General features: G+C 64.6%; 21 protein-coding genes and 1 pseudogene. 4 read left to right on the top strand and 18 right to left on the bottom strand.

Annotated elements, in window-relative coordinates:
- Positions 1–48: 48 nt before the first annotated feature.
- Positions 49–1,131, top strand: a complete 1,083-nt coding sequence (locus HAP41_RS00835; RefSeq protein ID WP_166064199.1) for a DUF2336 domain-containing protein — start codon at positions 49–51, stop codon at positions 1,129–1,131.
- Here HAP41_RS00835 and trmB read toward each other — a convergent pair.
- The 12 genes from trmB to tsaB all read right to left on the bottom strand — a co-directional run bounded on the left by trmB (position 1,128) and on the right by tsaB (position 12,062).
- On the bottom strand, positions 1,128–1,838 hold the full coding sequence (trmB, locus tag HAP41_RS00830) for a tRNA (guanosine(46)-N7)-methyltransferase TrmB (RefSeq protein ID WP_166064252.1): 711 nt from the start codon (positions 1,836–1,838) through the stop codon (positions 1,128–1,130). The two genes, HAP41_RS00835 and trmB, sit on opposite strands and share 4 nt — an antisense overlap.
- A complete protein-coding gene (locus tag HAP41_RS00825) occupies positions 1,835–2,992 on the bottom strand; it encodes a M20 family metallopeptidase (protein ID WP_166064275.1) in 1,158 nt (385 codons plus the stop codon). The genes trmB and HAP41_RS00825 overlap by 4 nt, the downstream gene beginning before the upstream one ends.
- A gap of 86 nt (positions 2,993–3,078) precedes the next feature.
- Entirely contained in the window at positions 3,079–3,492 is a 414-nt protein-coding gene (locus tag HAP41_RS00820) for a helix-turn-helix domain-containing protein (RefSeq protein ID WP_008131807.1), read from the bottom strand.
- 219 nt (positions 3,493–3,711) lie between these two features.
- On the bottom strand, positions 3,712–5,325 hold the full coding sequence (gene lnt / locus HAP41_RS00815; protein ID WP_166064294.1) for an apolipoprotein N-acyltransferase: 1,614 nt from the start codon (positions 5,323–5,325) through the stop codon (positions 3,712–3,714).
- The gene (locus HAP41_RS00810; RefSeq protein WP_085405052.1) at positions 5,322–6,440 is read right to left on the bottom strand and encodes a hemolysin family protein; all 1,119 of its coding nucleotides are present in this window, start codon (positions 6,438–6,440) and stop codon (positions 5,322–5,324) included. The genes lnt and HAP41_RS00810 overlap by 4 nt, the downstream gene beginning before the upstream one ends.
- Position 6,441: 1 nt before the next feature.
- Positions 6,442–6,930, bottom strand: coding sequence for an rRNA maturation RNase YbeY (gene ybeY, locus HAP41_RS00805; RefSeq protein WP_223153827.1), 489 nt, complete (start codon positions 6,928–6,930; stop codon positions 6,442–6,444).
- Positions 6,931–7,012: 82 nt separating this feature from the next.
- Positions 7,013–8,008, bottom strand: a complete 996-nt coding sequence (locus tag HAP41_RS00800; RefSeq protein WP_071908935.1) for a PhoH family protein — start codon at positions 8,006–8,008, stop codon at positions 7,013–7,015.
- 64 nt (positions 8,009–8,072) lie between these two features.
- Entirely contained in the window at positions 8,073–9,467 is a 1,395-nt protein-coding gene (gene miaB / locus HAP41_RS00795) for a tRNA (N6-isopentenyl adenosine(37)-C2)-methylthiotransferase MiaB (RefSeq protein ID WP_166064333.1), read from the bottom strand.
- Between the two features lie 189 nt (positions 9,468–9,656).
- Positions 9,657–10,337, bottom strand: a complete 681-nt coding sequence (locus HAP41_RS00790) for an HAD family hydrolase (RefSeq protein WP_166064340.1) — start codon at positions 10,335–10,337, stop codon at positions 9,657–9,659.
- A gap of 53 nt (positions 10,338–10,390) precedes the next feature.
- Positions 10,391–10,846: a Fur family transcriptional regulator gene (locus HAP41_RS00785; protein ID WP_028150589.1), complete on the bottom strand. Its 456-nt coding sequence runs from the start codon at positions 10,844–10,846 to the stop codon at positions 10,391–10,393.
- A gap of 38 nt (positions 10,847–10,884) precedes the next feature.
- Entirely contained in the window at positions 10,885–11,370 is a 486-nt protein-coding gene (gene rimI, locus HAP41_RS00780; RefSeq protein WP_166064432.1) for a ribosomal protein S18-alanine N-acetyltransferase, read from the bottom strand.
- Entirely contained in the window at positions 11,367–12,062 is a 696-nt protein-coding gene (tsaB, locus tag HAP41_RS00775; protein ID WP_028150590.1) for a tRNA (adenosine(37)-N6)-threonylcarbamoyltransferase complex dimerization subunit type 1 TsaB, read from the bottom strand. The genes rimI and tsaB overlap by 4 nt, the downstream gene beginning before the upstream one ends.
- 306 nt (positions 12,063–12,368) lie before the next feature.
- On the opposite strand from tsaB, the gene HAP41_RS00770 reads away from it, so the two are divergent.
- Complete coding sequence (locus tag HAP41_RS00770) at positions 12,369–14,054, top strand: methyl-accepting chemotaxis protein (RefSeq protein WP_166064484.1); 1,686 nt, start codon at positions 12,369–12,371, stop codon at positions 14,052–14,054.
- 110 nt (positions 14,055–14,164) lie between these two features.
- On the opposite strand, the gene HAP41_RS00765 is transcribed toward HAP41_RS00770, so the two are convergent.
- The 4 genes from HAP41_RS00765 to murJ all read right to left on the bottom strand — a co-directional run bounded on the left by HAP41_RS00765 (position 14,165) and on the right by murJ (position 18,280).
- Positions 14,165–14,734 carry a NifU family protein gene (locus tag HAP41_RS00765; RefSeq protein WP_028150592.1) on the bottom strand — a complete coding sequence of 190 codons (570 nt, stop codon included), beginning with the start codon at positions 14,732–14,734 and terminating at the stop codon, positions 14,165–14,167.
- Between the two features lie 261 nt (positions 14,735–14,995).
- Positions 14,996–15,490 carry a universal stress protein gene (locus HAP41_RS00760; RefSeq protein ID WP_063980124.1) on the bottom strand — a complete coding sequence of 165 codons (495 nt, stop codon included), beginning with the start codon at positions 15,488–15,490 and terminating at the stop codon, positions 14,996–14,998.
- A 111-nt stretch (positions 15,491–15,601) separates the two neighbouring features.
- On the bottom strand, positions 15,602–16,654 hold the full coding sequence (gene trpS / locus HAP41_RS00755; RefSeq protein ID WP_166064531.1) for a tryptophan--tRNA ligase: 1,053 nt from the start codon (positions 16,652–16,654) through the stop codon (positions 15,602–15,604).
- 75 nt (positions 16,655–16,729) lie between these two features.
- Positions 16,730–18,280: a murein biosynthesis integral membrane protein MurJ gene (gene murJ, locus HAP41_RS00750; protein WP_166064558.1), complete on the bottom strand. Its 1,551-nt coding sequence runs from the start codon at positions 18,278–18,280 to the stop codon at positions 16,730–16,732.
- 125 nt (positions 18,281–18,405) lie between these two features.
- On the opposite strand from murJ, the gene HAP41_RS00745 reads away from it, so the two are divergent.
- The gene (locus HAP41_RS00745; protein WP_166064598.1) at positions 18,406–19,407 is read left to right on the top strand and encodes an adenosine kinase; all 1,002 of its coding nucleotides are present in this window, start codon (positions 18,406–18,408) and stop codon (positions 19,405–19,407) included.
- A gap of 107 nt (positions 19,408–19,514) precedes the next feature.
- On the opposite strand, the gene HAP41_RS00740 is transcribed toward HAP41_RS00745, so the two are convergent.
- Together HAP41_RS00740 and HAP41_RS00735 are read right to left on the bottom strand one after the other, a co-directional pair.
- Complete coding sequence (locus tag HAP41_RS00740) at positions 19,515–21,209, bottom strand: AMP-binding protein (RefSeq protein WP_166064602.1); 1,695 nt, start codon at positions 21,207–21,209, stop codon at positions 19,515–19,517.
- Between the two features lie 193 nt (positions 21,210–21,402).
- Positions 21,403–22,596, bottom strand: a complete 1,194-nt coding sequence (locus HAP41_RS00735; RefSeq protein WP_166064627.1) for a serine hydrolase domain-containing protein — start codon at positions 22,594–22,596, stop codon at positions 21,403–21,405.
- Positions 22,597–22,943: 347 nt separating this feature from the next.
- Between HAP41_RS00735 and HAP41_RS00730 the strand changes: the two are divergent.
- A pseudogene (locus HAP41_RS00730) lies at positions 22,944–23,245 on the top strand (hypothetical protein).
- The last annotated feature ends 79 nt before the right edge of the window (positions 23,246–23,324 follow it).

Genomic DNA, 23,324 nt, shown 5'->3' with positions numbered 1-23,324 from the left:
TTGGACCAAGGGCGCACCCGCGGCGTGCCCTGTACGAGTTGCGTTTTCATGACCGCTGCCACGTCGCTCATTCCCGGACTGGACGAGATCGTCAAACGCGGCGACCCCCGGCGTCGCGGTGAGATCGCGCGCGCCATCGCCCAATTGTTCTTCCAGGACGCCGAGAAGCTCCGTCCCGATCTCATCGATCTGTTCGACAATCTGCTGATCGATCTCGTTCCGCATGCCGAGCTTGCCTCGCGCGTCGACCTCGCCGAGCGCTTCTCGCGCCTGAACAATGCGCCGCCGCATCTGGTGAGCCAGCTCGCGCGCGAAAACGAGATCATGGTGGCGGGCCCCGTGCTGCGCCGCTCGCCGGTGCTCGACGACGCCGCTCTCGTCGAGATCGCGCGGCTGAAGGGCCAGGGCCATCTGCTGGCGATGACCGAGCGCCCCGCACTGTCGGCGGTCATCACCGACGTACTGGTCGAGCGCGGCGATCGCGACGTGGTGCGTCGCGCCGCGGGCAATGCCGGTGCGGTGTTCTCGCAAGGCAGCTATTCCGAGCTGATCAAACGTGCGTCGCAGGACGGCGTGCTGACGCTCAAGATCGGCCAGCGCAACGATCTCTCGGGCGAGCACCTGAAACAGCTGCTCGACGGCACGCTCGACGTCATCCGCCGCCGCCTCTCGAGCGTGGTCAATCCCGTGCGTCAGGTCGAGATCAAGCGCGCCATGGCGGCGATCGAGGAGGCCGCGCTGCCGCCGGGGCCGCGCCGCGATTTCTCGGATGCACAGCGCACGGTGCTGACCTTGCATCGCGAGGGTCATCTCGGCGAGAGCGCGCTGCTCGGCTTCGCCAAGGCGCTCAAATACGAGGAATCGATCGCCTCGCTCGCGGCGATGTCCGGCGTCCGCCTCTCGATCCTCGATCGCCTGGTCGCGGGCGACCGCTACGATCCGATCCTGATTCTGGGGCGCGTGCTCAATCTCGGCTGGCCCACGGTGCGCGCGCTGATCCTGATGTGGTACGGCCCGCATCGCACGCCGGCCGATGCCGATCTCGAGCAGGCGCGCGTGAACTTCACGCGCCTGATGCCGTCAACGGCCGAGCGCGTCGTGAAATTCTGGCGCAACCGCCAGACGATCTAGCGCCGCCGAAACCGCAGGTAAGTCGTCTTGCGCCCTTCGCGCGTGGCCTTCCTGCCGTAGCGCGTCATGGTGTAGCCGTCCCATGGCCGACGGAAATCATCGGCGCATTCGGCGAGCCACTGAAAATCCGTCGACCGCGACAGATGCATCAGCGTCCACGCGCAGTAATCGTCGATGTCGCACACGAAGCGGAATTCGCCGCCCGCTTTCAGCACGCGCGCCATCGCAGCGATGGTCCGGTCCTGGACGAAGCGCCGCTTCCAGTGCCGCCGCTTCGGCCAGGGATCGGGATGGATCAGGTCGATCCGCGACAGCGATGCCTGCGGCAGCCAGGCCAGGAGCTCGGCGGCATCGCCCGCGAACAGGCGGATGTTGCCGATGTTGGCGGCCTCGATCTGCGCGAGGATCTTTGCCATGCCGTTGACATAGGGCTCGCAGCCGATGAAGCCGGTCGTGGCGAAGTTCTGGGCCTCGGCCGCAAGATGCTCGCCGCCGCCGAAGCCGATCTCGAGCCGCACATCGTCGGCCGCGGGATCGAAGATCTCATTGGCATTCGCCGGCTTCTCGCCCTCGATGTCGAGTGAAAGATGCGGCAGCAGATGATCGATCAGCTCGGCCTGGTGCTGCCTGAGCTTGTGGCCCTTGCGGCGACCGAAGAAGGCGCGCTCGCTGTCATCGCGATCGGGATCTGATTTTCGTTCGCTCATCGCAGCGTCTGGTACAGGCGATGGAGCAGCCGCGCACGGGGTTCGAGCGACGAGACGTAGATCTGCTCATAATGGGTGTGTGCGCCCTTGCCGTCGACGCCGAGGCCATCGAGCGTTGCAGTGTGGGCGGCGGTGAAATTGCCATCCGAGCCGCCGCCGGTGTGGGTGTCGATCAGCTCGAAGCCGATCTCGGTGGCAAGCGACTTCGCATGCTCGTACAGCGAGGCGCCTGCATTGCTCTTCTCATAGGGCGGACGGTTGAGCCCGCCCGTGACCCTGACCGTGACGCCATCCGTCTTCGATGTCAGACCGAGGATCTTGCCGACGAACTCTTCCGCGTCGGCAAAGCTTGGCACGCGCAGATCGACTTCGGCATAGGCCTCCTCCGGCGTGACGTTGGGGCGCGTGCCGCCGCGCGCCACGCCGACATTCACCGTAACGCCGCGTGCCAGATCGTTCATCGCTTCCAGCGCCAGGATGACGTTGGCAAGCTCGCGGATCGCGCTGCGGCCATCCTGGGGCCGCGTGCCGGCATGTGCGGGCACACCCTTGATGAATACTTCGAATCGTTCGACGCCCTTGCGTCCGGTGACGATCTTGCCGCCGTCGCGCGCGGGCTCCGTCACCAGCACGTATTTGGCCTTGCGCCCTTCCGCCTCGATCAGCGCGCGCGAGGTCGGGCTGCCGATCTCCTCGTCGGAGGTGAACAAATGGGTGATGCCGAGCGGCGAGCGATCGCCGGCGGCGCAGAGCGCGCGAAAGGCGTGATGGGCGATATAGGCGCCGCCCTTCATGTCGTAGATGCCGGGACCGAACGCGCTGTCGCCTTCGACCTTGAACGGCAGGCGCTCGATGAATCCCATCGGGTGAACGGTATCGAGGTGGCTCAGCACAAGGATGCCCGGCCGGTCCCGGCCCCAGGTCGAGCGTGCAGCGAGATGATCGCCGCAGCCATCGACGCCGGCGACGCGCTCGAGCGTAACCGGCAGATCGCGGTATTGCTCCGCGACCACGGAGATCAGCTTGTTGACCTGTTCAGGCGTGTCCGTCGGCGTCTCGATCTCCACCCAGCGGCGGATGCCATCGAGAATAGTTTGTGAATCGAACCAATTGGACTTGGTCATGAACGCATCTGTGCCTTTGAACCGCATCATCGAAGAGGGCGCGCACCAAAAACGCGCCCGCAAATGACGACATAGGCCAGATTTGACGCAGTCTCAAATCGGATTGAGCCGTCGCGTCAGCGTTTGTCGGGACCTTCGCGGGCGGCGATCTGCTCGACGAGATCGACGATCGAGCGGCGCATCTTCGAATCAGTGATTCGGGTGAACGCCTTGGTCAGAGCGAGACCTTCGGAGGTCGCGAGGAAGTCCGAGACATAGGACGGCGAGGCGCCTTCGGCGAAGCCGTCCGGGCCGGCCACGCCGCTCGGACCGCCCTCGAACAGGAACGACACCGGCACCTGCAGAATCTCGGCGATCTGCTGGATGCGGCTCGCGCCGACGCGATTCGTGCCCTTCTCGTACTTCTGGATCTGCTGGAAAGTCAGGCCCAAAGCTTCACCGAGCTTTTCCTGGCTCATGCCCAACATGATGCGGCGCATACGCACGCGGCTGCCGACATATTTGTCAACAGGGTTGGGCGCTTTCGACATTTCCTCAGCCTCCAAACATCACCTTCGGCGCAATCACAAGAATGCCTCCGGTGCCAGCAGCGTCAAAATCAAACCCTGTTATTGGGAAACATTGCGGAGAAATTTAGCAACGCCCACTGTCTTTTGCAGCCGGTGCAGAATGAGGAGGGCGCGTGCAGTCTGTCAACCGTGGGACTACGGTTGTCAAAGGATTCCGGTCGCGGCGGCCGCGAGGCGTGATCAGGGGTGCCGTTTGGCAACACGTCGACGGACCGCCAGAATCACGGCCAGCGCAACGAGCATGGCTGCGGGCACGTCGCCCACCCGCGCATAGACGGTCGGCGGAATTGCGGCGGGCAGGTTTGCATCCAAAATGCCTTCGACGCCGAGGCCGAGGCCGGCAACGGTTCGTCCCACCGGATCGATCACCGCTGACACGCCGGTATTGGCGGACCGGACCAGCGGCAATCCGAGCTCGATCGCGCGCATCCGGGCCTGCTCGAGATGCTGATAGGGACCGGTCGATATGCCGAACCAGCCGTCATTGGTGAGATTCACGATCCAGCCCGGACGCTCATTGCGGCCGGCGACCTCGCCTGGAAAAATTGCTTCGTAACAGATCAGCGGCAGCGCGGGCGGCGCGCCGGGCACCGATAGCGCATGTCGCACGCTGCCCGGAATGAATCCGCCGCGCACGCGCGTGAGTTGCTCGAAGCCGAGCTTCTCCATCAAGTCCTGGTAGGGCAGGAATTCGCCGAACGGCACGAGGTGCAGCTTGTCGTAGACCGAGAGCACGCTGCCGTCGTGATCGATCACGTAGATCGAGTTATAGGCGCGCGTGATCGGCGTGCCCCGCGGCAGGTCGGGGGCGCGGACCGAGCCCGTGATCAGCACCGTGCCCTTCGGCAGCAATTCGGCGATCTGCGCCATCGCGTCGGCTTCGCGGGTCAGGAAGAACGGAAAGGCGGATTCCGGCCAGATCAGGATGGTGGCATCGCGCACGCCAGTGGATTGCGGCCCCGAGGCGCGGTCCGACAGCGCCAGGTATTTCTTCATTACCTCCGCCTTGGCGGCGTAGTTGAATTTCGCATCCTGCTGGAGGTCCGGCTGCATCAGGCGCAGCTTCGCGCCCACGACCATCGTGGTCGGATGCAGCGACAGGCGGATCGCGCCGAAGACGCTCATGACAATCAGAAGTGCAATCGCAGCCGCCGGCGCGCGCCATGCCGGGCGGCGATCGGGCGTACGGTCGATCAGCGCCGCCGGGCTAGCGAAGATCGCGACGCTAAGGAACGTCATGCCCCACAGGCCGATCAGCGACGCCGTCTGCGCCAGCGGCAGCGGCTCTGACAGGGCATAGCCGAACGCGTTCCAGGGGAAGCCGGTCAATGCGTGACCACGCAGCCATTCGGCGATGGTGAGACTTGCGGCGAGCGCGAGGATGCGCGTGGCATCCTTGGTCCAGAGCAGGCGGGCCAGCGCGAATCCGATCGCGGTGAAGATGGAGAGATAGGCCGGCAGGCCAAGCACGGCGAACGGCGTCAGCCACGCGAACACATCGGCGTCGACGAAGAAGGCGTAGCCGATCCAGTAGAGGCCGGGGACGAAATAGCCGAGCCCGAACCAATAGCCCGTCAGTGCCGCGGCGGGGACGCCGCGATATCGTCCGGCGCCCGCGCCGTCGATCAGCCAGACCAGCACTGGGAAGGTGATGAACAGCACCGGAAAGACATTGAATGGCGCCAGCGCCAGCACCGACAGCGCACCGCATCCCATCGCGATGAGCGCACGCTTCCATCCCCAGGCGAGGATGATAGCAAGCGCAATCTGCCGAAACCGCTGGAACAGGCTCACTGCGAACCGGTCCCGTCGCTTGGCGGCGGGACGGGCGTGTCGCTGGAAGGCGGTTGACCGCTCTCCGGCGTGGCCTCGCGGCGGCGGCTCTCGCGCTGGGTACGCGGCGCGGGGCGCTCCTTCCGTGTCGAGATGCGCAACCGCTTGACGCGGCGCGGATCGGCATCGAGCACCTCGATCTCGTAATTGCCGGGGCCGGAGATCACCTCGCCGCGCACCGGCAGGCGCCCGACGAAGCTGACGAGATAGCCGCCGAGCGTCTCGACTTCCTCACCCGCCTCGCCGGTGACGAAATCCTCGCCGATCACCGTGCGGACGTCGTCGAGGCTGGCGCGGGCGTCTGCAATGAAGGCGTTGTCGGGCAGGCGCACGATCGAGGGCGGCTCGTCGCTGTCGTGCTCGTCGTCGATCTCGCCGACGATCTGCTCGACGATGTCCTCGAGCGAAACCAGCCCGTCGCTGCCGCCATATTCGTCGACCACCAGCGCCAGATGAATGCGCGTGGCCTGCATCTGCGCCAGCAGGTCGATCGCCCGCATCGACGGCGGCACGTAGAGCAGCTTGCGGATGATGCGCGCATCCTGCAGCGGTAACGCCAGGTCGACCGTACGCAGGTCGAGGCCGGCCGGCAGCGGCTTCTTGCGCTTGGTTTTCGTGGCCTCGGACACGCGTGCGCGCGCGGTCATGAAGGCGAGCAGATCGCGGATGTGGACGATGCCGATGGGGTCGTCCAGCGTCTCGTTGTAGACGACGAGGCGCGAATGGCCGGCGCTCTCGAAGCGGTCCATCAATTCGCCGAGCGGGATGTCGCGCTTCACCGCGATGATGTCGGCACGATGCACCATGACGTCGGCGATGCGGCGCTCATGCAGGCCGAGGATGTTGCGCAACATGGTGCGCTCGACGGTCGAGAAGCCGGTGTCGTCCGGCGTCGTGGCATCGAGCACGACCTGGAGATCGTCGCGCACCGATCCCGCCTTCCAGCCGAACAGGGTGCGAATGGCACGCAGCAGCCAGCCTTCCGCGGTCGGCCGCATCACCTCGCCTGATGTCACCACGACCGGCAAATTGGCGGTATTGCGCGGATTGTCGTGAATAGGGTCGGAATCGGGCATCTCAATGCGTCCCCGGGCGGTCTGCATAGGGATCGGGTATGCCGAGATGAGACAGGATCTCTCGTTCGAGCGCTTCCATCTCCTCCGCGTCGCCATCGTTCTCGTGGTCGTAGCCGACCAGGTGCAGGAAACCATGCACGGCGAGATGGCTCAAATGATGATCGAACGGCTTCTGTTCCTCGTCCGCCTCGCGCCGCATGGTCTCGTAGGCGATCGCGATGTCGCCGAGCATACGCGGCGCATCGCCTTCCTTCCACTCGCCCTCCGGCTGGAGCGCGGGGAACGACAGCACGTTGGTCGGCTTGTCGATGCCGCGCCAGTTGCTGTTGAGCGTGCGGATGCCGGCATCATCGGTCAGCATCACGGCCACTTCGGCGTCGGCAACGTCCTCGTCGACACTTTCGGCGGCGGCCGCCACCGCACGCTGGATCACCGCTTCGGAATCGGGCTCGCGCTGCCAGCAATCGGCAACGACGAGGACCTCGGTCATGGGAAGGTTTGGATGTGACATCTTGTCTGTTCGGAACCAAAGGACGCCCTGTCCGCGCCCGTATGGTCCGGTTGTTGTCTCGCTAGGATTTACCGGTGGCCGGCCGCTGCGGCTGCCCCTCATAGGCAGAGACGATTCGTGCCACGAGCTCGTGGCGGATCACGTCCTCGGCTTTGAAATGAACTTGTGCAATACCTTCGACGCCGCCCAGCAGGCGCGTCGCTTCCGCAAGGCCCGAAGTCTGGCCGTTCGGCAGGTCGATCTGCGAGGGATCGCCGGTCACGATCATGCGGCTGTTCTCGCCGAGACGGGTCAAGAACATCTTCATCTGCATCGACGTGGTGTTCTGCGCCTCGTCCAGGATGATCGCAGCGTTGGTCAGCGTGCGGCCGCGCATGAAGGCGAGCGGCGCGATCTCGATCTCGCCGGTCTGGAGCGCCCGCTCGACGATGCGCGCATCCATGAGGTCGTAAAGCGCGTCGTAGATCGGACGGAGATACGGATCGACCTTCTCGCGGAGATCGCCGGGCAAAAAGCCGAGCCGCTCGCCGGCCTCGACCGCCGGACGCGACAGGATGATCTTGTCGACTTCCTTGCGCTCGAACAGCTGCGCGGCATGCGCCACCGCGAGCCAGGTCTTGCCGGTGCCGGCGGGGCCGATGCCGAACACCAGCTCGTGGCGCTTCAGCGCGCGGATGTAGGAATCCTGCGCGGCGGTGCGCGCGCGCACCGGGCGCTTGCGCAAATTGATGCTGTCGAAAGTGGATTTGGCCGATTTGGCGTCGAATTCGAACAGCGAACCCTGTGCGATCACGGCGCGGATCGCGCCTTCGACTTCGCCCTGGTCGAGATCCTGCCCCTTCACGGCCTGCGCGTAGAGTGTCTCCAGCACGCGGCGCGCGGCGTCGCAGCCGTCGCGCGTGCCGCCGATGGTGATGTGGTTGCCCTTGGAGTCGACCACGACGCCGAGCCGCCGCTCGATCTGGGCGAGATGCTGGCCGTAGGGGCCGACCAGCGCGGATGCGGCGCGGTTGTCGTCGAAGTCGATGACGACCTGGGTCTCGGGCGGAACTTGCATGTCGCGGTCAAATTTGCGGCTGGGAGCGAACGAAGACGAATCCGATGCGCTTTTTGGCAAGGGTTCAGGCTCCAATGGCTTGCGATAAAGCGGGCTCGCGCGCGTTACGCGGCGTCACGAGCTCACCGAGGAAACTATAGCGTTCGAGGCTGTCGATCCGGACCGGCAGGATCTGTCCGATGATGTCGGGCGAGGCCATCACATGCGCAGGCTGGAGGAAGGCAGTGCGGCCGACGATCTGGCCCTCCTTGCGGGCCGGACGCTCGAACAGCACATCGACCGTTGAGCCAATCGCGGCCTTGTTGAAGGCCGATTGCTGGCTGTCGATCAGTTCCTGGAGCCGCTCCAATCGCTGGTCCATCTCGGCGGGGGACACCGTCTCCTGCATATCCGCGGCCGGCGTTCCCGGCCGGGCGGAGTATTTGAACGAATATGCGGCAGCGTAGCCGATTTGCGTGACAAGCGCGAGGGTGGCGAGAAAATCTTGCTCGCTTTCGCCGGGGAATCCCACGATAAAATCTGATGAAAAAGCAATGTCTTGGCGCGCTGACCGGAAACGGTCGATGACACGCCGATAATCATCGGCGGTATGTTTCCGGTTCATGGCGGCGAGAATCCGGTCCGAACCCGACTGCACCGGCAGGTGCACGAACGGCATCAGCTCGCCGAGATCGCGATGGGCTGCAATCAAACTGTCATCGACATCGCGGGGATGGCTGGTCGAATAGCGCAGCCGTGCGATGCCCGGAATCTTCGCGAGATGTTCGAGCAATCGGCCGAGCGGCCAGGCTTTTCCGTCCGGTCCCTCGCCGTGATAGGCGTTGACGTTCTGCCCGATCAGCGTGAGCTCGCGCACGCCGTTGTCGGCCAGCCGCTTCACGTCATCGACGATCTTCGCGACGGGGCGCGACACTTCCGAGCCCCGCGTATAGGGCACGACGCAGAAGGTGCAGAACTTGTCGCAGCCTTCCTGCACCGTGACGAAAGCGGAAATGCCGCGCGCGCGGATCGCATCGGGCTTTGGCTGGGCCAGGAAGCCGAACTTGTCGGCTGCAGGAAACTCGGTCTCGATCGCACGGCCTTCGTCGCGCGCACGCTTCAGAAGCTCCGGAAGGTGATGATAGCTCTGCGGGCCGACCACGACGTCAACCACCGGCGCACGGCGCGTGATCTCCCCACCTTCGGCCTGCGCCACGCAGCCCGCCACCGCGATCTGCATCGCCCGGCCCCCGCGCGCGGCCTCTTCCTTGGCGACCCGCAGCCGGCCGAGTTCGGAATAGACCTTTTCGGAGGCCTTCTCGCGGATATGGCAGGTGTTGAGGATGACGAGGTCGGCATCCTCCGCGTTGGCCGTCTCCACGAATCCTTCCGGAGCCAGCGTGTCCACCATGCGCTGGGCATCGTAGACGTTCATCTGGCAGCCATATGATTTGATGTGCAGCTTGCGCGGCGGCGTCATGGAACCCGGAATTGAGGTGGAGGACGCCCCTCAGATATAGGCTGGAGGGGCGAAAATCCAGCGATTGACACCCGGCGGGGTGGTTCCGGGGCGCCCGCAAAGCGGGAGAACCCGGAATCCAGAGGTTTTGGCACGAGATTCCGGGTTCTCCCGCGTTGCGTGTGCCTGGGAATGACGACGAGGCCGAAATCAGCCCGCCCGGGCGTTCCCCGCGACCCGCCGGACCAGGTCCGGCAAGTGCCGCATATCGTCGAACGTCAATCCGGCGCCGGCGGCACGCAGCCTCTCGGCGTGACCCGGCGGGCAATGGCTGCCGCCGTGAAAGCCCAGCACGCTCATCCCGGCGGCATGCGCGCCGGTCACTCCGGGGACGCTGTCCTCGATCACGACGCACCGTTCCGGCGCGGCTTTCATCCGTTCGGCGGCAAACAGGAACAGGTCCGGTGCGGGCTTGCCGCGTGCGACCTGGCTTGCGGAAAAGATGTTCGGGGCGAGCAGGTCGTAGAGCCCGGCGCATGTCAGGCCGTGATGGATCTTCTCCGGCGTGCCGCTCGATGCGACGCATTTCGGCAAATCGATTGCGGCAATCGCCGCGGCCACGTGGGTGATCGGCTGCAAATCGCTGGCGTAAAATTGCAACGTGGCCGCATTCACTTGGCTCTCAAGATCGTCGGGGAGGTTGCGGCCGATTTCCTGTTCGACCATCCGCCGCGCGTCTTTCTCGGATACGCCGAGGAAGCGGACCAGCACCTGCTCCGACGTGATCGGATAGCCGTGCCGCGTGAGCACATCGGCATGTGCGCGACAGGAGATCACCTCGCTGTCCACGAGCACGCCGTCGCAATCGAAGATGATGAGATCTATAGGCACGAGGGCATGATCCGGAAAAGTGTGGAGCGGATTTCCGACAAGATCATGCCCACTCAAGACGTCGGCTTGTCGTCGTCGAGCGGAACGCAATAGAGCTCGAGCCGGTGGTCGACCAGCTTGTAGCCGAGCTTGCGGGCGATCTCCGCCTGCAGCTTCTCGATCTCCTCGGAGGTGAACTCGATCACCTTGCCGTCGCGCAGATTGATGAGGTGGTCGTGATGGCTGTCGCGCATCGTCTCGTAGCGCGCGCGGCCCTCGCGGAAATCATGGCGCTCGATGATGCCGGCATCCTCGAACAGCTTGACGGTGCGATACACGGTCGAGATCGAGATCTTGTCGTCGACGGCGACGCAGCGCCGGTACAGTTCCTCGACGTCGGGGTGGTCGACCGATTCCGCCAGCACGCGGGCGATGACGCGGCGCTGCTCGGTCATGCGCATGCCGGTGGCGGCGCAACGAGCCTCGATGCCGGTCGCCTTGGAGGCGGAGGAAGGTTTAAGTCCAGTCATAGTGTTCTGCCTGACGGGGGCGCTTTCTGCCATCAATGCTACGACAAGTCACGTCGCATCAGAAGTGCGTTCAATTGTTCCCCGTTGGGCTGCTTATAGTAGCGTTCGCGGCGCCCGACCACCATGAATCCGGCCCGATCGTAGAGCCGCCGCGCCGGCTGGTTATTTTCCTCGACTTCGAGAAATATTGTGCGCACGCCGCGCCCCGCGAGGTGGCCGAGATGCGTCATCAGCAGCGTGCCGGACAGCCCGCGGCCGCGGTGAGCCTGGTCGACCGCGATGGAGAGGATTTCCGCTTCGTCCGCGCCGATCCGCGAGACCGCGAATCCGATGGTCTTGCGGCCGAGCCGCAACCGGTGCACGAGCGTGTTGCGCTCGCCGATCATGCCTTCGAACTCGCTTTCGCCCCAGCCGCGGGCAAAGGATTGTCCGTGCAGCTGCGCCAGCCGCGCGGCGTCGCGTGGGGAGGCCGGCTCGACGGCGGCGGTGCCGCCGCGCCACCATTCCGAAAGCCATCTCATCATGAGGTTGCGGCTTGTGCGGCGAGCGGTGGCTGTGCGGCCGGCTTTGCGTCGGGCGCCTTCAGATAGAACGGCCGCGCCGGCGTGGTTTCGGGATTGGCCGCGGCGCCGAGCCAGGCGACCCAGCCGATGTCGGGTGCGGGCTGGGCGTCGACCGCAACGGGTTGCGGACCGTCCTTCGGCCAGCGATCGGCGAGGATCTTTGCGGCATTGCCGACCAGATGCGGCGCACCGAATTGCGAGGCCGCGATCGCCGCGTCAATTGGCACGACGCTCGGCCGCACCAGCGGGCTGCCGTCGCCGGCTACGATCTGGAAGTAGACGTGATCGTGCCGCGCATCGATCGCCGAGATCACCGGCGCCGTTCCGCTCTGGCCGACGACGGTGGCGGCATAGGCCGAAAGCGTCGTCAGCCCGACGGCGGGCCGCTTCGCCGCAAGCGCAAGGCCGCGCGCCGCCGAAATGCCGACCCTCAGGCCCGTGAAGCTTCCGGGACCGACGGTGACGGCGATGCGGTCGAGCGAGGTGAAGGCAAGATCGGCCGATTGCATCACGCGCGCGATCATCGGCATCAGCGCTTCGGCGTGGCCGCGCTTCATCAGAAGCGATTCCTCCGCAAGCAGCTGGCCGGCGTCGGTGTCGAGAACGGCAGCCGCGCACGCTTCCAGCGCGGTATCGATGGCAAGGATCAGCATCGAATCAGCTTAGTCGGTCGAGCCGCGGTCGAACCAGTCCAAGTTTGATTTCTCGACAGGCGCACGATCGGCCCCGTAATTCTACGTGGACGCGAAGGCGACAAAATTTTCGCTCCCCATTTTCGATGCGGATGCATCAATTTGCAACCTTAGAGATAGCTAAGTGATTGAAATGTTGGCATTTTAAGTAATCATTAGCAAGCCAATGACACCGTCAACGGGCGGGAGAGTGAGTCAACGACGACTCAGACGGGGCGCTTTGGCAGATCAAGCCGCGCCTGTTCGGTCATTTGGAAGGGTTCATTTATGTCTTTTTGGCGAAGCGGTTCTTCGGCTAGGGAGGCTTTGGCTCAGGTCATTGCACTCGGCAAGTCGCAGGCGGTCATCGAATTCAATCTCGACGGCACCACTATCACGGCCAACCAGAATTTCCTGGACGCGATGGGCTACCGGCTCGACGAGATCGCCGGCAAGCACCACAGCATGTTCGTGATGCCGGAGGAGCGGGGCAGCGCGGCCTATCGCGAGTTTTGGACGCAGCTCGGCCGCGGCGAATATCAATCAGCCGAATACAAGCGGCTCGGCAAGGGCGGCCGCGAGATCTGGATCCAGGCGTCCTACAATCCGATCATCGACGAGGCCGGCAAGCCGGTGAAGGTCGTCAAGTTCGCGACCGACATCACCGCGCGCAAGATCCGCAGCCTCGAAGATGCCGGCAAGATTTCCGCGATCGGCCGCGCCCAGGCGGTGATCGAGTTTAATCTCGACGGCACCATCATCACCGCCAACGAGAATTTCCTGAGCACGGTGGGCTATCGGCTCGACGAGATCCAGGGGCAGCATCACAGCATATTCGTGGGGGCAGGTGAGCGCGATAGCGCAGCCTATCGCGAATTCTGGGCCAAGCTCGGCCGCGGCGAATTCCAGTCCGGCGAATACAAGCGCTTCGGCAAGGGCGGCAAGGAGGTCTGGATTCTCGCTTCCTACAATCCGATCCTCGATGAGGCCGGCAAGCCGTTCAAGGTGGTGAAGTTCGCCACCGACGTCAGCGCGCAGAAGCTGTCGAATGCGAATTTTGCCGGGCAGATCGAGGCGATCGGCAAGTCGCAAGCCGTGATCGAGTTCAGCATGGACGGCAAGGTTTTGACGGTCAATGAAAACTTCCTCGGCGCGCTCGGCTATACGCTGTCCGAGATCGTCGGCAAGCATCACAGCATGTTCGTGGGCGCCGACGAGCGCGACAGCGAAGCCTATCGCGCCTTCTGGGCCAGGCTGAACGCCGGTGAATTCCAGTCCGGTGAATATCCGCGCGTCGGCAAGGGCGGCCGGCAGGTCTGGATTCAGGCCTCCTACAATCCGATCCGCGATCTCAACGGCAATCCGTTCAAGGTCGTGAAATACGCCTCCGACACCACCGCCCAGGTGATCGCGCGCAAGCGCAGCGAGAAGGTGCGCGACATGATGGAATCGGTTGCCGCCGGCGCCGAGGAGCTCAACGCCTCGGTGCGCGAGATTGCCGAAGCAATGACGCGCTCGCGCGAGACCGCATCGACCGCGGTCGATCGGGTCGAGGCGGCGGACCATCAAGCGCAGCGGCTGACTCAGGCGGCAGAGTCGATGAGCATGATCGTGCAACTGATCGGCAGTATCACCGGTCAGATCAATCTGCTGGCGCTGAACGCCACCATCGAATCCGCGCGCGCCGGCGAGGCCGGTCGCGGCTTTGCCGTGGTGGCATCTGAAGTGAAGAACCTCGCCAATCAGGCCAAGCAGGCCGCCGACCGGATCGAGCAGGAGATCGGCAATCTGAACGGCATCTCGGTCGACGTGGTCGCCGCGCTGGGGGCGATCCGGGGCGCGATCGAGGGCGTCAGCGAATATGTCTCGTCAACGGCCGCCGCCGTCGAGGAGCAGAGCACCGTTACCAGCGAGATGTCGGCGAGCATGCGCAAGGCCGCGGAAGAGGCGGCGAGTATCGGCCAGGCGGCGTAGGAGAGATCTCGTAGGGTGGGCAAAGCGAAGCGTGTCCACCTCTTCTTTTCGCGATGATTGCATGGTGGGCACGGCGCAAGCGCGCCTTTGCCCACCCTACGGCACTTCGCCTACATCGGCCGGACTTCGACCACGTCGGGCACGAAATGCTTGAGCAAATTCTGGATGCCGTGCTGGAGCGTCGCGGTTGACGACGGGCAGCCGGCGCAGGAGCCCTTCATGTTGAGATAGACGATACCGTCCTTGAAGCCGCGGAAGGTAATGTCGCCGCCGTCATTGGCGACCGCGGGCCGCACGCGGGTCTCGATCAGATCCTTGATCATGTCGACCGTCTCGGCATCGGACTCGTCGAAGAACTCATCCTCGTCGTCGAGCTCGGCATCGCTTGGAGCCGCGCCATCGGCGAGCAACGGCGCGCCGGACATGTAGTGCTCCATGATGGCGCCGAGGATCGCGGGCTTGAGCTGCTGCCATTCACCGTTCGCCTTGGTCACGGTGATGAAATCCGATCCATAGAACACGCCGGTGACGCCGGGCACGTCGAACAGCTTTTCGGCCAGCGGCGAGCGCGTGGCCGATTCGCGGCTCGAAAATTCCATCGGGCCGCCGTCGACGACGACGCGACCGGGAATGAACTTCAGCGTGGCGGGATTGGGGGTGGCTTCGGTTTGAATGAACATGGTTTTCTCCAGACGTCGCCGGTTCAAGGCCGGCGCGCAAGCTATCCAGTAGCAGATGGCGACGGGGAACGCACGGTCAAGGGGTGGGTAGGACGTTTCGTTGCGATATCAGCGGGTTAGGACACTTTAATATTTCCGCGCCGTCATGGCCGGGCTTGACCCGGCCATCCACGCCTTGCTTGGTGGCGCCAAGAACGTGGATGCCCGGGACAAGCCCGGGCATGACGGATATCTGGCTGGCCGCAGTCCAGATAGGGACGCCTACGACAGCGAATCCACGCTTCCATCGCTCAGCGCGCCCGAGATGATCGTCACCGGCACCGGGAACGTGCCCAGTTCATGCGCCAGCAGCGAGACCAGCGGTCCCGGACCCTCCGCGCCGGGATTGGCGGCGAGCACCAGCATGGCGATGTCAGGGTCCTCATCGATCACGGCGAGCAGCTGTTCCATTGCATCGCCTTCGCGGATCACCCGCTCCGGCGTGATCGCGGCGATGCCGTTGGCGCGGCCGGCGGCGCGGTCGAGCGCGGCTTCCGCCGCCTCCTGCGCCTCGGCGCGCATGATCTCGGCCACCCCGAGCCATTCCTGACTCTGCTGCTCGGGCTCGATGATGCGCAGCATGACCACGCCGCCGCCGGCGCGGATCGCCCAGCGGCTGGCATAGTAGACCGCGCGATCCCATTCGGCGGTGTCATCGACGATCACGAGGCATTTGGGCTTGTGACCCGGCTCGAAGCAAAGTCGCTTGCTGGTCATGCATGTCCCGGAATGTGCACGGACGGCATGCTGCCACACTCCCTCACGCTTGGGGAGAGGAGAAGCGGCCGGCGCAGTGGGCGCCGGCCGGGGGCTCGCAAATGCGGGAAATCAGCGCCGGCGGATGAAGCCGACGATGTCCTTCGAGAGCTTCATGGTCTCGTCGGCGATGGCGCGGGCCCGGTCGGCGCCATCGTTCAGGACCGCGTCGATATGGCCGGGGTCGGCGACGAGGCGCTTCATCTCGCCGGCGATCGGCGAGAGTTTTGTCACGCACAGATCCACCAGCGCGTTCTTGAAGCTGGAGAACTGGCCGCCGCCGAATTCGCGCAGCACGTCGGCCTTGGAGCGGCCGGAGAGCGCGGCGAAGATACCGACGAGATTGTCGGCCTCGGGGCGCGCTTCCAGGCCCTTTTCCTCTGATGGCAGCGGCTCCGGATCGGTCTTCGCCTTGCGCACCTTCTGCGCGATGGTGTCAGCGTCGTCGGTCAGATTGATGCGCGAATTGTCGGACGCGTCCGACTTCGACATCTTCTTGGTGCCGTCGCGCAGGCTCATCACGCGCGTCGCCGGTCCCGTGATCAGCGGTTCCGGCAGCGGGAAGAACAGGCCGTCATTGGCGCCGAGGCTGCGGATCGAGTCACCAAAGTCGTTGTTGAACTTCTGCGCGATGTCGCGCGAGAGCTCGAGATGCTGCTTCTGGTCCTCGCCGACCGGAACGTGGGTGGCGCGGTACAGCAGAATGTCGGCGGCCATCAGCACGGGATAGTCGAAAAGGCCCACGGACGCGTTCTCGCGGTCCTTGCCGGCCTTCTCCTTGAACTGGGTCATGCGGCCGAGCCAGCCCATGCGCGCGACGCAGTTGAAGATCCAGGCGAGCTCGGCGTGACCCGAGACCTGGCTCTGGTTGAACACGATGTGCTTCTTCGGATCGATGCCGCTCGCGATGAACGCCGCGGTCACCTCGCGGGTGTTGCGCGCGAGCTCGACCGGTCCGCCCCAGACGTCCACGCCTTGCGTGATCGCGTGCATGTCGACCACGCAATAGATGCAGTTGTGGGTTTCCTGCATCTTTACGAAGTTCACGATCGCGCCGAGGTAATTGCCGAGATGCAGATTGCCCGTCGGCTGGACGCCCGAAAAGACCCGTTCAACGAATGCCATGGTAAGTCTTCCTGGAAGGTATTCGGCCGTCGTTTCCAACAGCGGCGCTGCCCCGTCAAGGGTAATTCGATGGCATCACGCCTCGGACTCGGTCCGGGCCGGGCGCTTCAGCACGTTAGCCGCCTCGCGCCATGAGGCCGCGCCGAGGACCTGCAGGAGCGCGCCATAGACGGCGATTCCGGCCGCGATCTGCACGCCCAGGACGATGAAGCGGATCAGCCCGTGCGCCTCGGCGGGCGACAGACCGGTCGTCAGCCAGAGCAGGGCGCCCATGGCAGCCGCGGCGAGCACGATCCGCGGCAGCCGGCTGCGGGCGGCCGCATCGACCGAGAAGCCGAACTCGCTGGTGCCTTTCCGCAGCAGCGAGATCGCACTGCTCCAGGCGCCGGCCGCGATGCTGGCGGCGATCCCGGTCGCGCCGAAGTAGTGACCGAGCAGCACGGCGAGCGCTATCGCGACCACGAAGCCTTTAGCCGTTGCCATGAGCGGCGTCATCGTGTCGCTCCGGGCATAATAGGCCGGCGACAGCGCCTTGATCAGCACATGCGCCGGCAGGCCCAGCGCCAGCCACATCAGCGCATGCGCGGTGGCCGTGCGGTCGTCGGCGCCGAACGCGCCATGCTCGAACAGCAGCCGCACGATCGGTTCGGCCAGAACGATCAGGCCGAGCGTCGCGGGCAGCGCCAGCCCGGTCGCCAGTTCCAGCGCGCGCGATTCCGCATGCGCCACGGCGTCACGGTCGCCGCTACGCACCGCGCGCGTCAGCTCCGGCACCAGCACCGTGCCCATGGCGACACCGACGATACCGAGCGGCAGCTCGATCAGGCGGTTGGCGAAATAGAGCCAGGACACGGCGGAGGGCGTTGCGGAGGCGATGATCGCGCCCGCCACCATCAGCCATTGCGGGCCCGAGCTTGCGATCATGCCGGGGATGGCTTTTGTAAAGAAGGCGCGCATCTCCTGGTCGAAGCTGATCCGCAGCGGCGTCGCCAGTCGCGCGCTTCGCTGCGACAGCAGCATCAGCAATTGCAGCAGGCCGGCCACGCCGACGGTCGCCGCCAGCATCCATGCTGCGAAGCCGGCGTCGGCATGCCAGACGAGCAGCATCGCAATGGCCGCAATCAGCGCGATGTTGAACAGCAACGGCGAGAACGCCGTGAGAGCGAAGCGGCCTTGCGCGTTGAGCAGTCCCATCAGCACCGTGACGGGGCCGGCAAAGGCGAGATAAGGCAGCATCAGCCGCGCATTCTCGACGGCGAGATCGCGCGTGCCGCTACCCAGAAATCCGGGCGCGATCACCGTGATGATCAATGGCATCAGCAGCGCAATGACGATCGAAATCGCGATCAGCGCCGCGCTGACCGTGCCGAGCACGCGTCCCGCGAAGGCGGAGGCGGTCTCTTCGCCGTCGCGGTCACGGACGCGCAGCCAGGCCGGGATCAGCGCCGCATTCAGCGCCCCCTCGCTGAGCAGCCGCCGCACCACATTGACGAGCTGAAACGCCGCCAGAAACGCATCGGCCACCGGGCCGGTGCCCAACAGAGCGGCAATCATGGAATCACGCGCAAAGCCGAGCAGCCGCGAGGCCAGTGTTCCCGTTGAAACTGTCAGGAAAGAGCGGATCATTGCGCCGACATAATACCGTTGCTTGCCCGCTTGGGGCCGGTCGTGATAGGCCGCGGGCCAGATTTCAGACCGACAGGAAGCGGATTTCCGCGGGGATCGCAATCCGCCAAACAGGATCAAGGTGAATGGCTGACGTGAAATATGACGTTCTCGGCATCGGTAACGCGCTGTTCGACGTGCTGGTCCGGACTGACGAGGCTTTTCTGGCCAAACACGCCATGACCAAGGGCAGCATGTCCCTGATCGACGAGGCGCGGGCCGCCGCCATCTACAAGGACATGGGCCCGGCGACGGAAGTCTCGGGCGGCTCGGCCGCCAATACCATCGTCGGCATCGGCAGCCTCGGCGCACGCGCGGCCTATGTCGGCAAGGTCAAGGACGACCAGATCGGCAAGCTCTATGTCCACGACATCCGCGCCGCCGGCGTCGCCTTCAACACGCCCGCTGCGAAGGATGGCCCTGCGACCGGCTGTTCCTACATCCTGGTCACTGGTGACGGCGAGCGCACCATGAACACCTATCTCGGTGCCGCGCAGGATTTGTCGCCCGCCGACATCGATCCGGCCGAGATCGCTGCCGCCGGTATCGTTTATCTCGAGGGCTATCTCTGGGACCCCAAGAACGCCAAGGACGCCTTCGTCAAGGCGGCGCAGATTGCCCATGATGCCAAGCGCAAGGTGGCGCTGACGCTGTCGGATTCGTTCTGCGTCGATCGCTATCGCGACGAATTCCTCGGGCTGATGCGCAACGGCACCGTCGACATCGTGTTCGCCAACGAATCCGAGCTGCATTCGCTCTACACGACCTCGGATTTCGACACCGCGCTGAAGCAGCTGCGCAACGACGTCAAGCTCGGCGTGGTCACCCGCAGCGAGAAGGGCTGCGTGGTGGTGACGCCGACTGAGGCCGTCGCAGCGCCGGCCTCGCCGATCGCGAAGCTGGTGGACACCACCGGCGCCGGTGATCTCTTCGCCGCCGGCTTCCTGTACGGTCTCGCGCGTAACCTTGCGCACAAGCAGTGCGGCGAGCTCGGCGCACTCGCGGCTGCCGAAGTGATCCAGCACATCGGCGCGCGTCCGCAGGTGTCGCTGAAGGAGCTGGCGCAGCAGCGCGGGTTGACGGTTTAACTCCGCTTTCTCCCTGTCAATGCGAGGAGCGTAGCGACGAAGCAATCCAGACTATCTCCGCAGAGGCAGACTGGATTGCTTCGCTGCGCTCGCAATGGCGCCGTACCCTAAGCCGTCTTCGCCGCCTTCAATCCCAGCCGCTGCTCCACCGCATCGCGCATCACGAATTTCTGGATCTTGCCGGTCACGGTCATCGGAAACTCGCCGACGAACTCCACATAGCGCGGGATCTTGTTGTGCGCGATTTGGCCGTCGCAGAACGCGCGAACCTCTTCGGCCGTCAGCGTCTCGCCCGGCCTGACGCGGATCCAGGCGCAGAGCTCCTCGCCATAGCGGGTGTCGGCCACGCCAAAAATCTGCACGTCCTGAATCTTGGGGTGGCGATACAGGAATTCCTCGATCTCGCGCGGATAGAGGTTCTCGCCGCCGCGGATCACCAGATCCTTGATGCGGCCGACGATGTTGCAATAGCCCTCGTCGTCGATGGTGGCGAGATCGCCAGTGTGCATCCAGCCGTTGGCATCAAGCACGTCCGCCGTCTTTTCCTTCTCCTCCCAATAGCCCAGCATGATGCTGTAGCCGCGGGTGCAGAGCTCGCCGCGTTCGCCGCGCTTGACGATCCTGCCCTCGAGATCGACGACCTTGACCTCGACATGCGGATGAATCCGTCCGACGGTAGAGACGCGCCGTTCGAGCGGGTCGTTCGTCGCGCTCTGGAAGCTGACCGGACTGGTCTCGGTCATGCCGTAGGCGATGGTGACCTCGCGCATGTTCATCTCGGTGTTGACGCGCTTCATCACCTCGATCGGGCAGGGCGCGCCCGCCATGATGCCGGTGCGCAGCGATGTCAGGTCGAACTTCGGGAATTCGGGGTGATCGAGCTCCGCGATGAACATCGTCGGCACGCCGTACAGCGCCGTACACTTTTCCTGCTCGACCGCGCGCAGCGTCGCAAGCGGATCGAAACCCTCGCCGGGAGAAACCATTGTCGTGCCGAGCGTGACGGAGGCGAGGTTGCCCATCACCATGCCGAAGCAGTGATAGAGCGGCACCGGAATGCAGATGCGATCCTGCTCGGTCAGGTGCATCGCACGTCCCGTGAAATAGCCATTGTTGAGGATATTGTGGTGCGTGAGCGTCACGCCCTTGGGCGATCCCGTGGTGCCGCTGGTGAACTGGATGTTGACGGGATCGTCGAACTGCAAGGCAGCGCCGAGTGCAGTGAGCTGCTCGCGATGCTGCGCTCCGCCCATGCGCGCGACCTCTTCGAACGGGATCGTGCCTGATGCCGCGGGGCCACCGATCTGGATCACCATCCGCAAGTCCGGCAGTCGCGCTGCGTTGAGTTGTCCGGGCTTGGCGCCGGCCAGCTCCGGCAGCAGCGTGTTGAGCATCTCAATGTAATGACTGGTCTTGAACACGGTCGCCGTGACGATCGCCTTGCAGCCGACCTTGCGCAGCGCGAACTCCAGCTCGCTCAAGCGGTAGGCGGGATTGATCGTCACCAGGATCAGGCCGGCCTTGGCGGCGGCGAACTGGGTCAGCGTCCATTCCGGCCGGTTCAGCGACCAGATGCCGATCCGCTGCCCCCGCTCGAGGCCGAGCGCGAGAAAGCCGGCGGCGAGCGCGTCGACCCGTTCGGCGAATTCGGTCCAGGTCCATCGCACGCCGTGGCTAGGCGAGACCAGCGCCTCGCGATGGCCCCAGCGCCGCACGGCGCGGTCAAGGCTGCGGCCGATGGTTTCGCCGAGCAGCGGCGTGTCCGAGATGCCGCAAACATAGCTGTCGGCTTTATCAGACAATTCGAAATCCTCTCGTCAAAGATAGTCAGTGCGATCTTTTTCGGTCGTCATGCCCGGGCTTGTCCCGCCTGCGCGGCCGAAGCCGCTTCGGCGCAGCGAAGGCCCGGGCATCCACGTTCTTCGTGCAGCAAGGTCAGGCGTGGATGGCCGGGACAAGCCCGGCCATGACGTGTGGGGAGAGCTCGGCTCTCCCTTAGGCCGCCTTCTTCCCGCTGCCCGCATCGAGCCCGGCATACACGCCACGCTCGAATCCCGTGAAGGCCTCGATGCACTTGGCGTCGACGAACGGCAACACCTGCATCAGGATCACGCCGGAAACATCGCGCGCCGGGTCGATCCAGAAATAGGTGTTGGCGAGACCGGCCCAGGCGAGGCTGCCGGCGCTGCGGCCCTCCGGCGTCTTGGCAGTATTGATCAGGAAGGACAGCCCCCACTTCTTCACGATGTCGGGGAAGAGATCGACATCGTTAGTGTACATGGGCGCAACCGTCGTCATCTTGCCAATGGTGAGATCGCCGATGTGGTTCTGGCCCATCAGCGCGACCGTCTCGGGCCTCAGCACCTGGTTGCCGTTGCCGCGGCCCTTGTTGAGGATCATCTGGGTGAACTTGATGTAGTCGCCGGCAGTGCCGTAAAGGCCGCCGCCGCCCATGCAAAATTCCGGATTCTGCTCGATCTCGAACGGGATCGGCGCCAGCGATCCATCCTCGCCGCGAGCATGGGTGGCGACCAGCCGCTGGCGCATGTTGTCGGTGATCTTGAAGCCGGTGTCGCTCATACCGAGCGGAGTGAAGAGATTGTCGCGCAGATAGGCATCGAGCCGCTTGCCGCTCACGGCTTCCACTGCCTTGCCGACGAAGTCGATGTTGATGCCGTATTCCCAGCGCGTACCGGGATCAGACATGATCGGCGTCTTCAGCGCGACGTCCTGGCAGGAGAAGATGTTCGGGGTTCCGGTCTTCTCCAGATAGACCGCGAGATCGCCGTTCCACACATTGTAAGCAAAACCGGCGGTGTGGGTCATGAGCTGGCGCAGCGTGATCGCGCCCTTCGCCGGCCGCAGCTTCGGCTCGCCCTTGGCATCAAAACCTTCGAGCACCTGCGGCTTGGCGAGGTCGGGCAGCACCGAACCGATCGGCGCATCCAGCGACAGCTTGCCCTGCTCGACGAGCTGCATCGCGCCCGCTGATGTCACCGCCTTCGTCATCGAAGCGATCCAGAACACGCTGTCGTCAGTCATCGCATCGGGCTTGGACAGGTCGCGCTTGCCGAACGCGCCTTGATAGATCACGTCGTTGCCGCTGGCGGCGATCGCGACGACGCCGGGAATCTCCTTGGCGTCGCTCTTCTGGCGCAGGATCTCGTCGATCTGGGCTTTGCTTTGCATACGCGTTTCCTCCGGTTTGATTATTGTTGGAAGCGAATGATTGTCCTCCTGCACGGTCCGCGCGGCAAGCGCGTCCAGATGCCCGCGCCGGTCGCGATGTCGTGACTTGACGGTGCGTGGCGTGCGCAGGACGAGAGAGGGCTGAACTGCAACACTTCGTCACAATCTGCGGTGGATGGCCGCAACTCACCGTGACCGTGGATAGGCTCTGGCGATATGTTTCACGTGTTTGAAGCACTTGAAACATTTTGTGCGTTGCGGCGTTTCCGCACGCGGCCAATCGACGGCCAACGTTAAGACTTGATGCAAATATTGGCGGTCGTTCATGACCGCGAGGGGGACCTCAGATGATTTCGACCTGGAGCGAATGGAAGCGCTATCCCCGTCCCGGACGGGGCGACAATCTCGAGGCGCCGATTTCGCCTGGCATTTACGAGGTCCGGATCGCCGGCACCGGCGCGCTCTATTCGTTCGGCGCCGTCGACAATCTGGCGCAGGCGCTGGCGCTGGCTGGTTCGGCCGCCGCGACACCTCCGACGTTCCCGATCTCGAATACCGGACGTGCGCGACGTCCTCGAAGGCCGACGCCAAGGCAGCCGCCGAGCGCATGATCGGCCGGCGCGAGACCTATATGAGTGGCGCGGCATAACCGCGCCGTTGCCACTTTAACTCCCAGCAGATGTGCGTTGCGGGACGGTGCATTGCGCGCCGTCTGTCCCTATATTCGG

Source organism: Bradyrhizobium barranii subsp. apii (assembly GCF_011516635.5).
In the GTDB taxonomy this organism is placed as follows: Bacteria; Pseudomonadota; Alphaproteobacteria; order Rhizobiales; family Xanthobacteraceae; genus Bradyrhizobium; species Bradyrhizobium barranii.
This window is presented reverse-complemented; position numbering and strand designations above follow the sequence as displayed.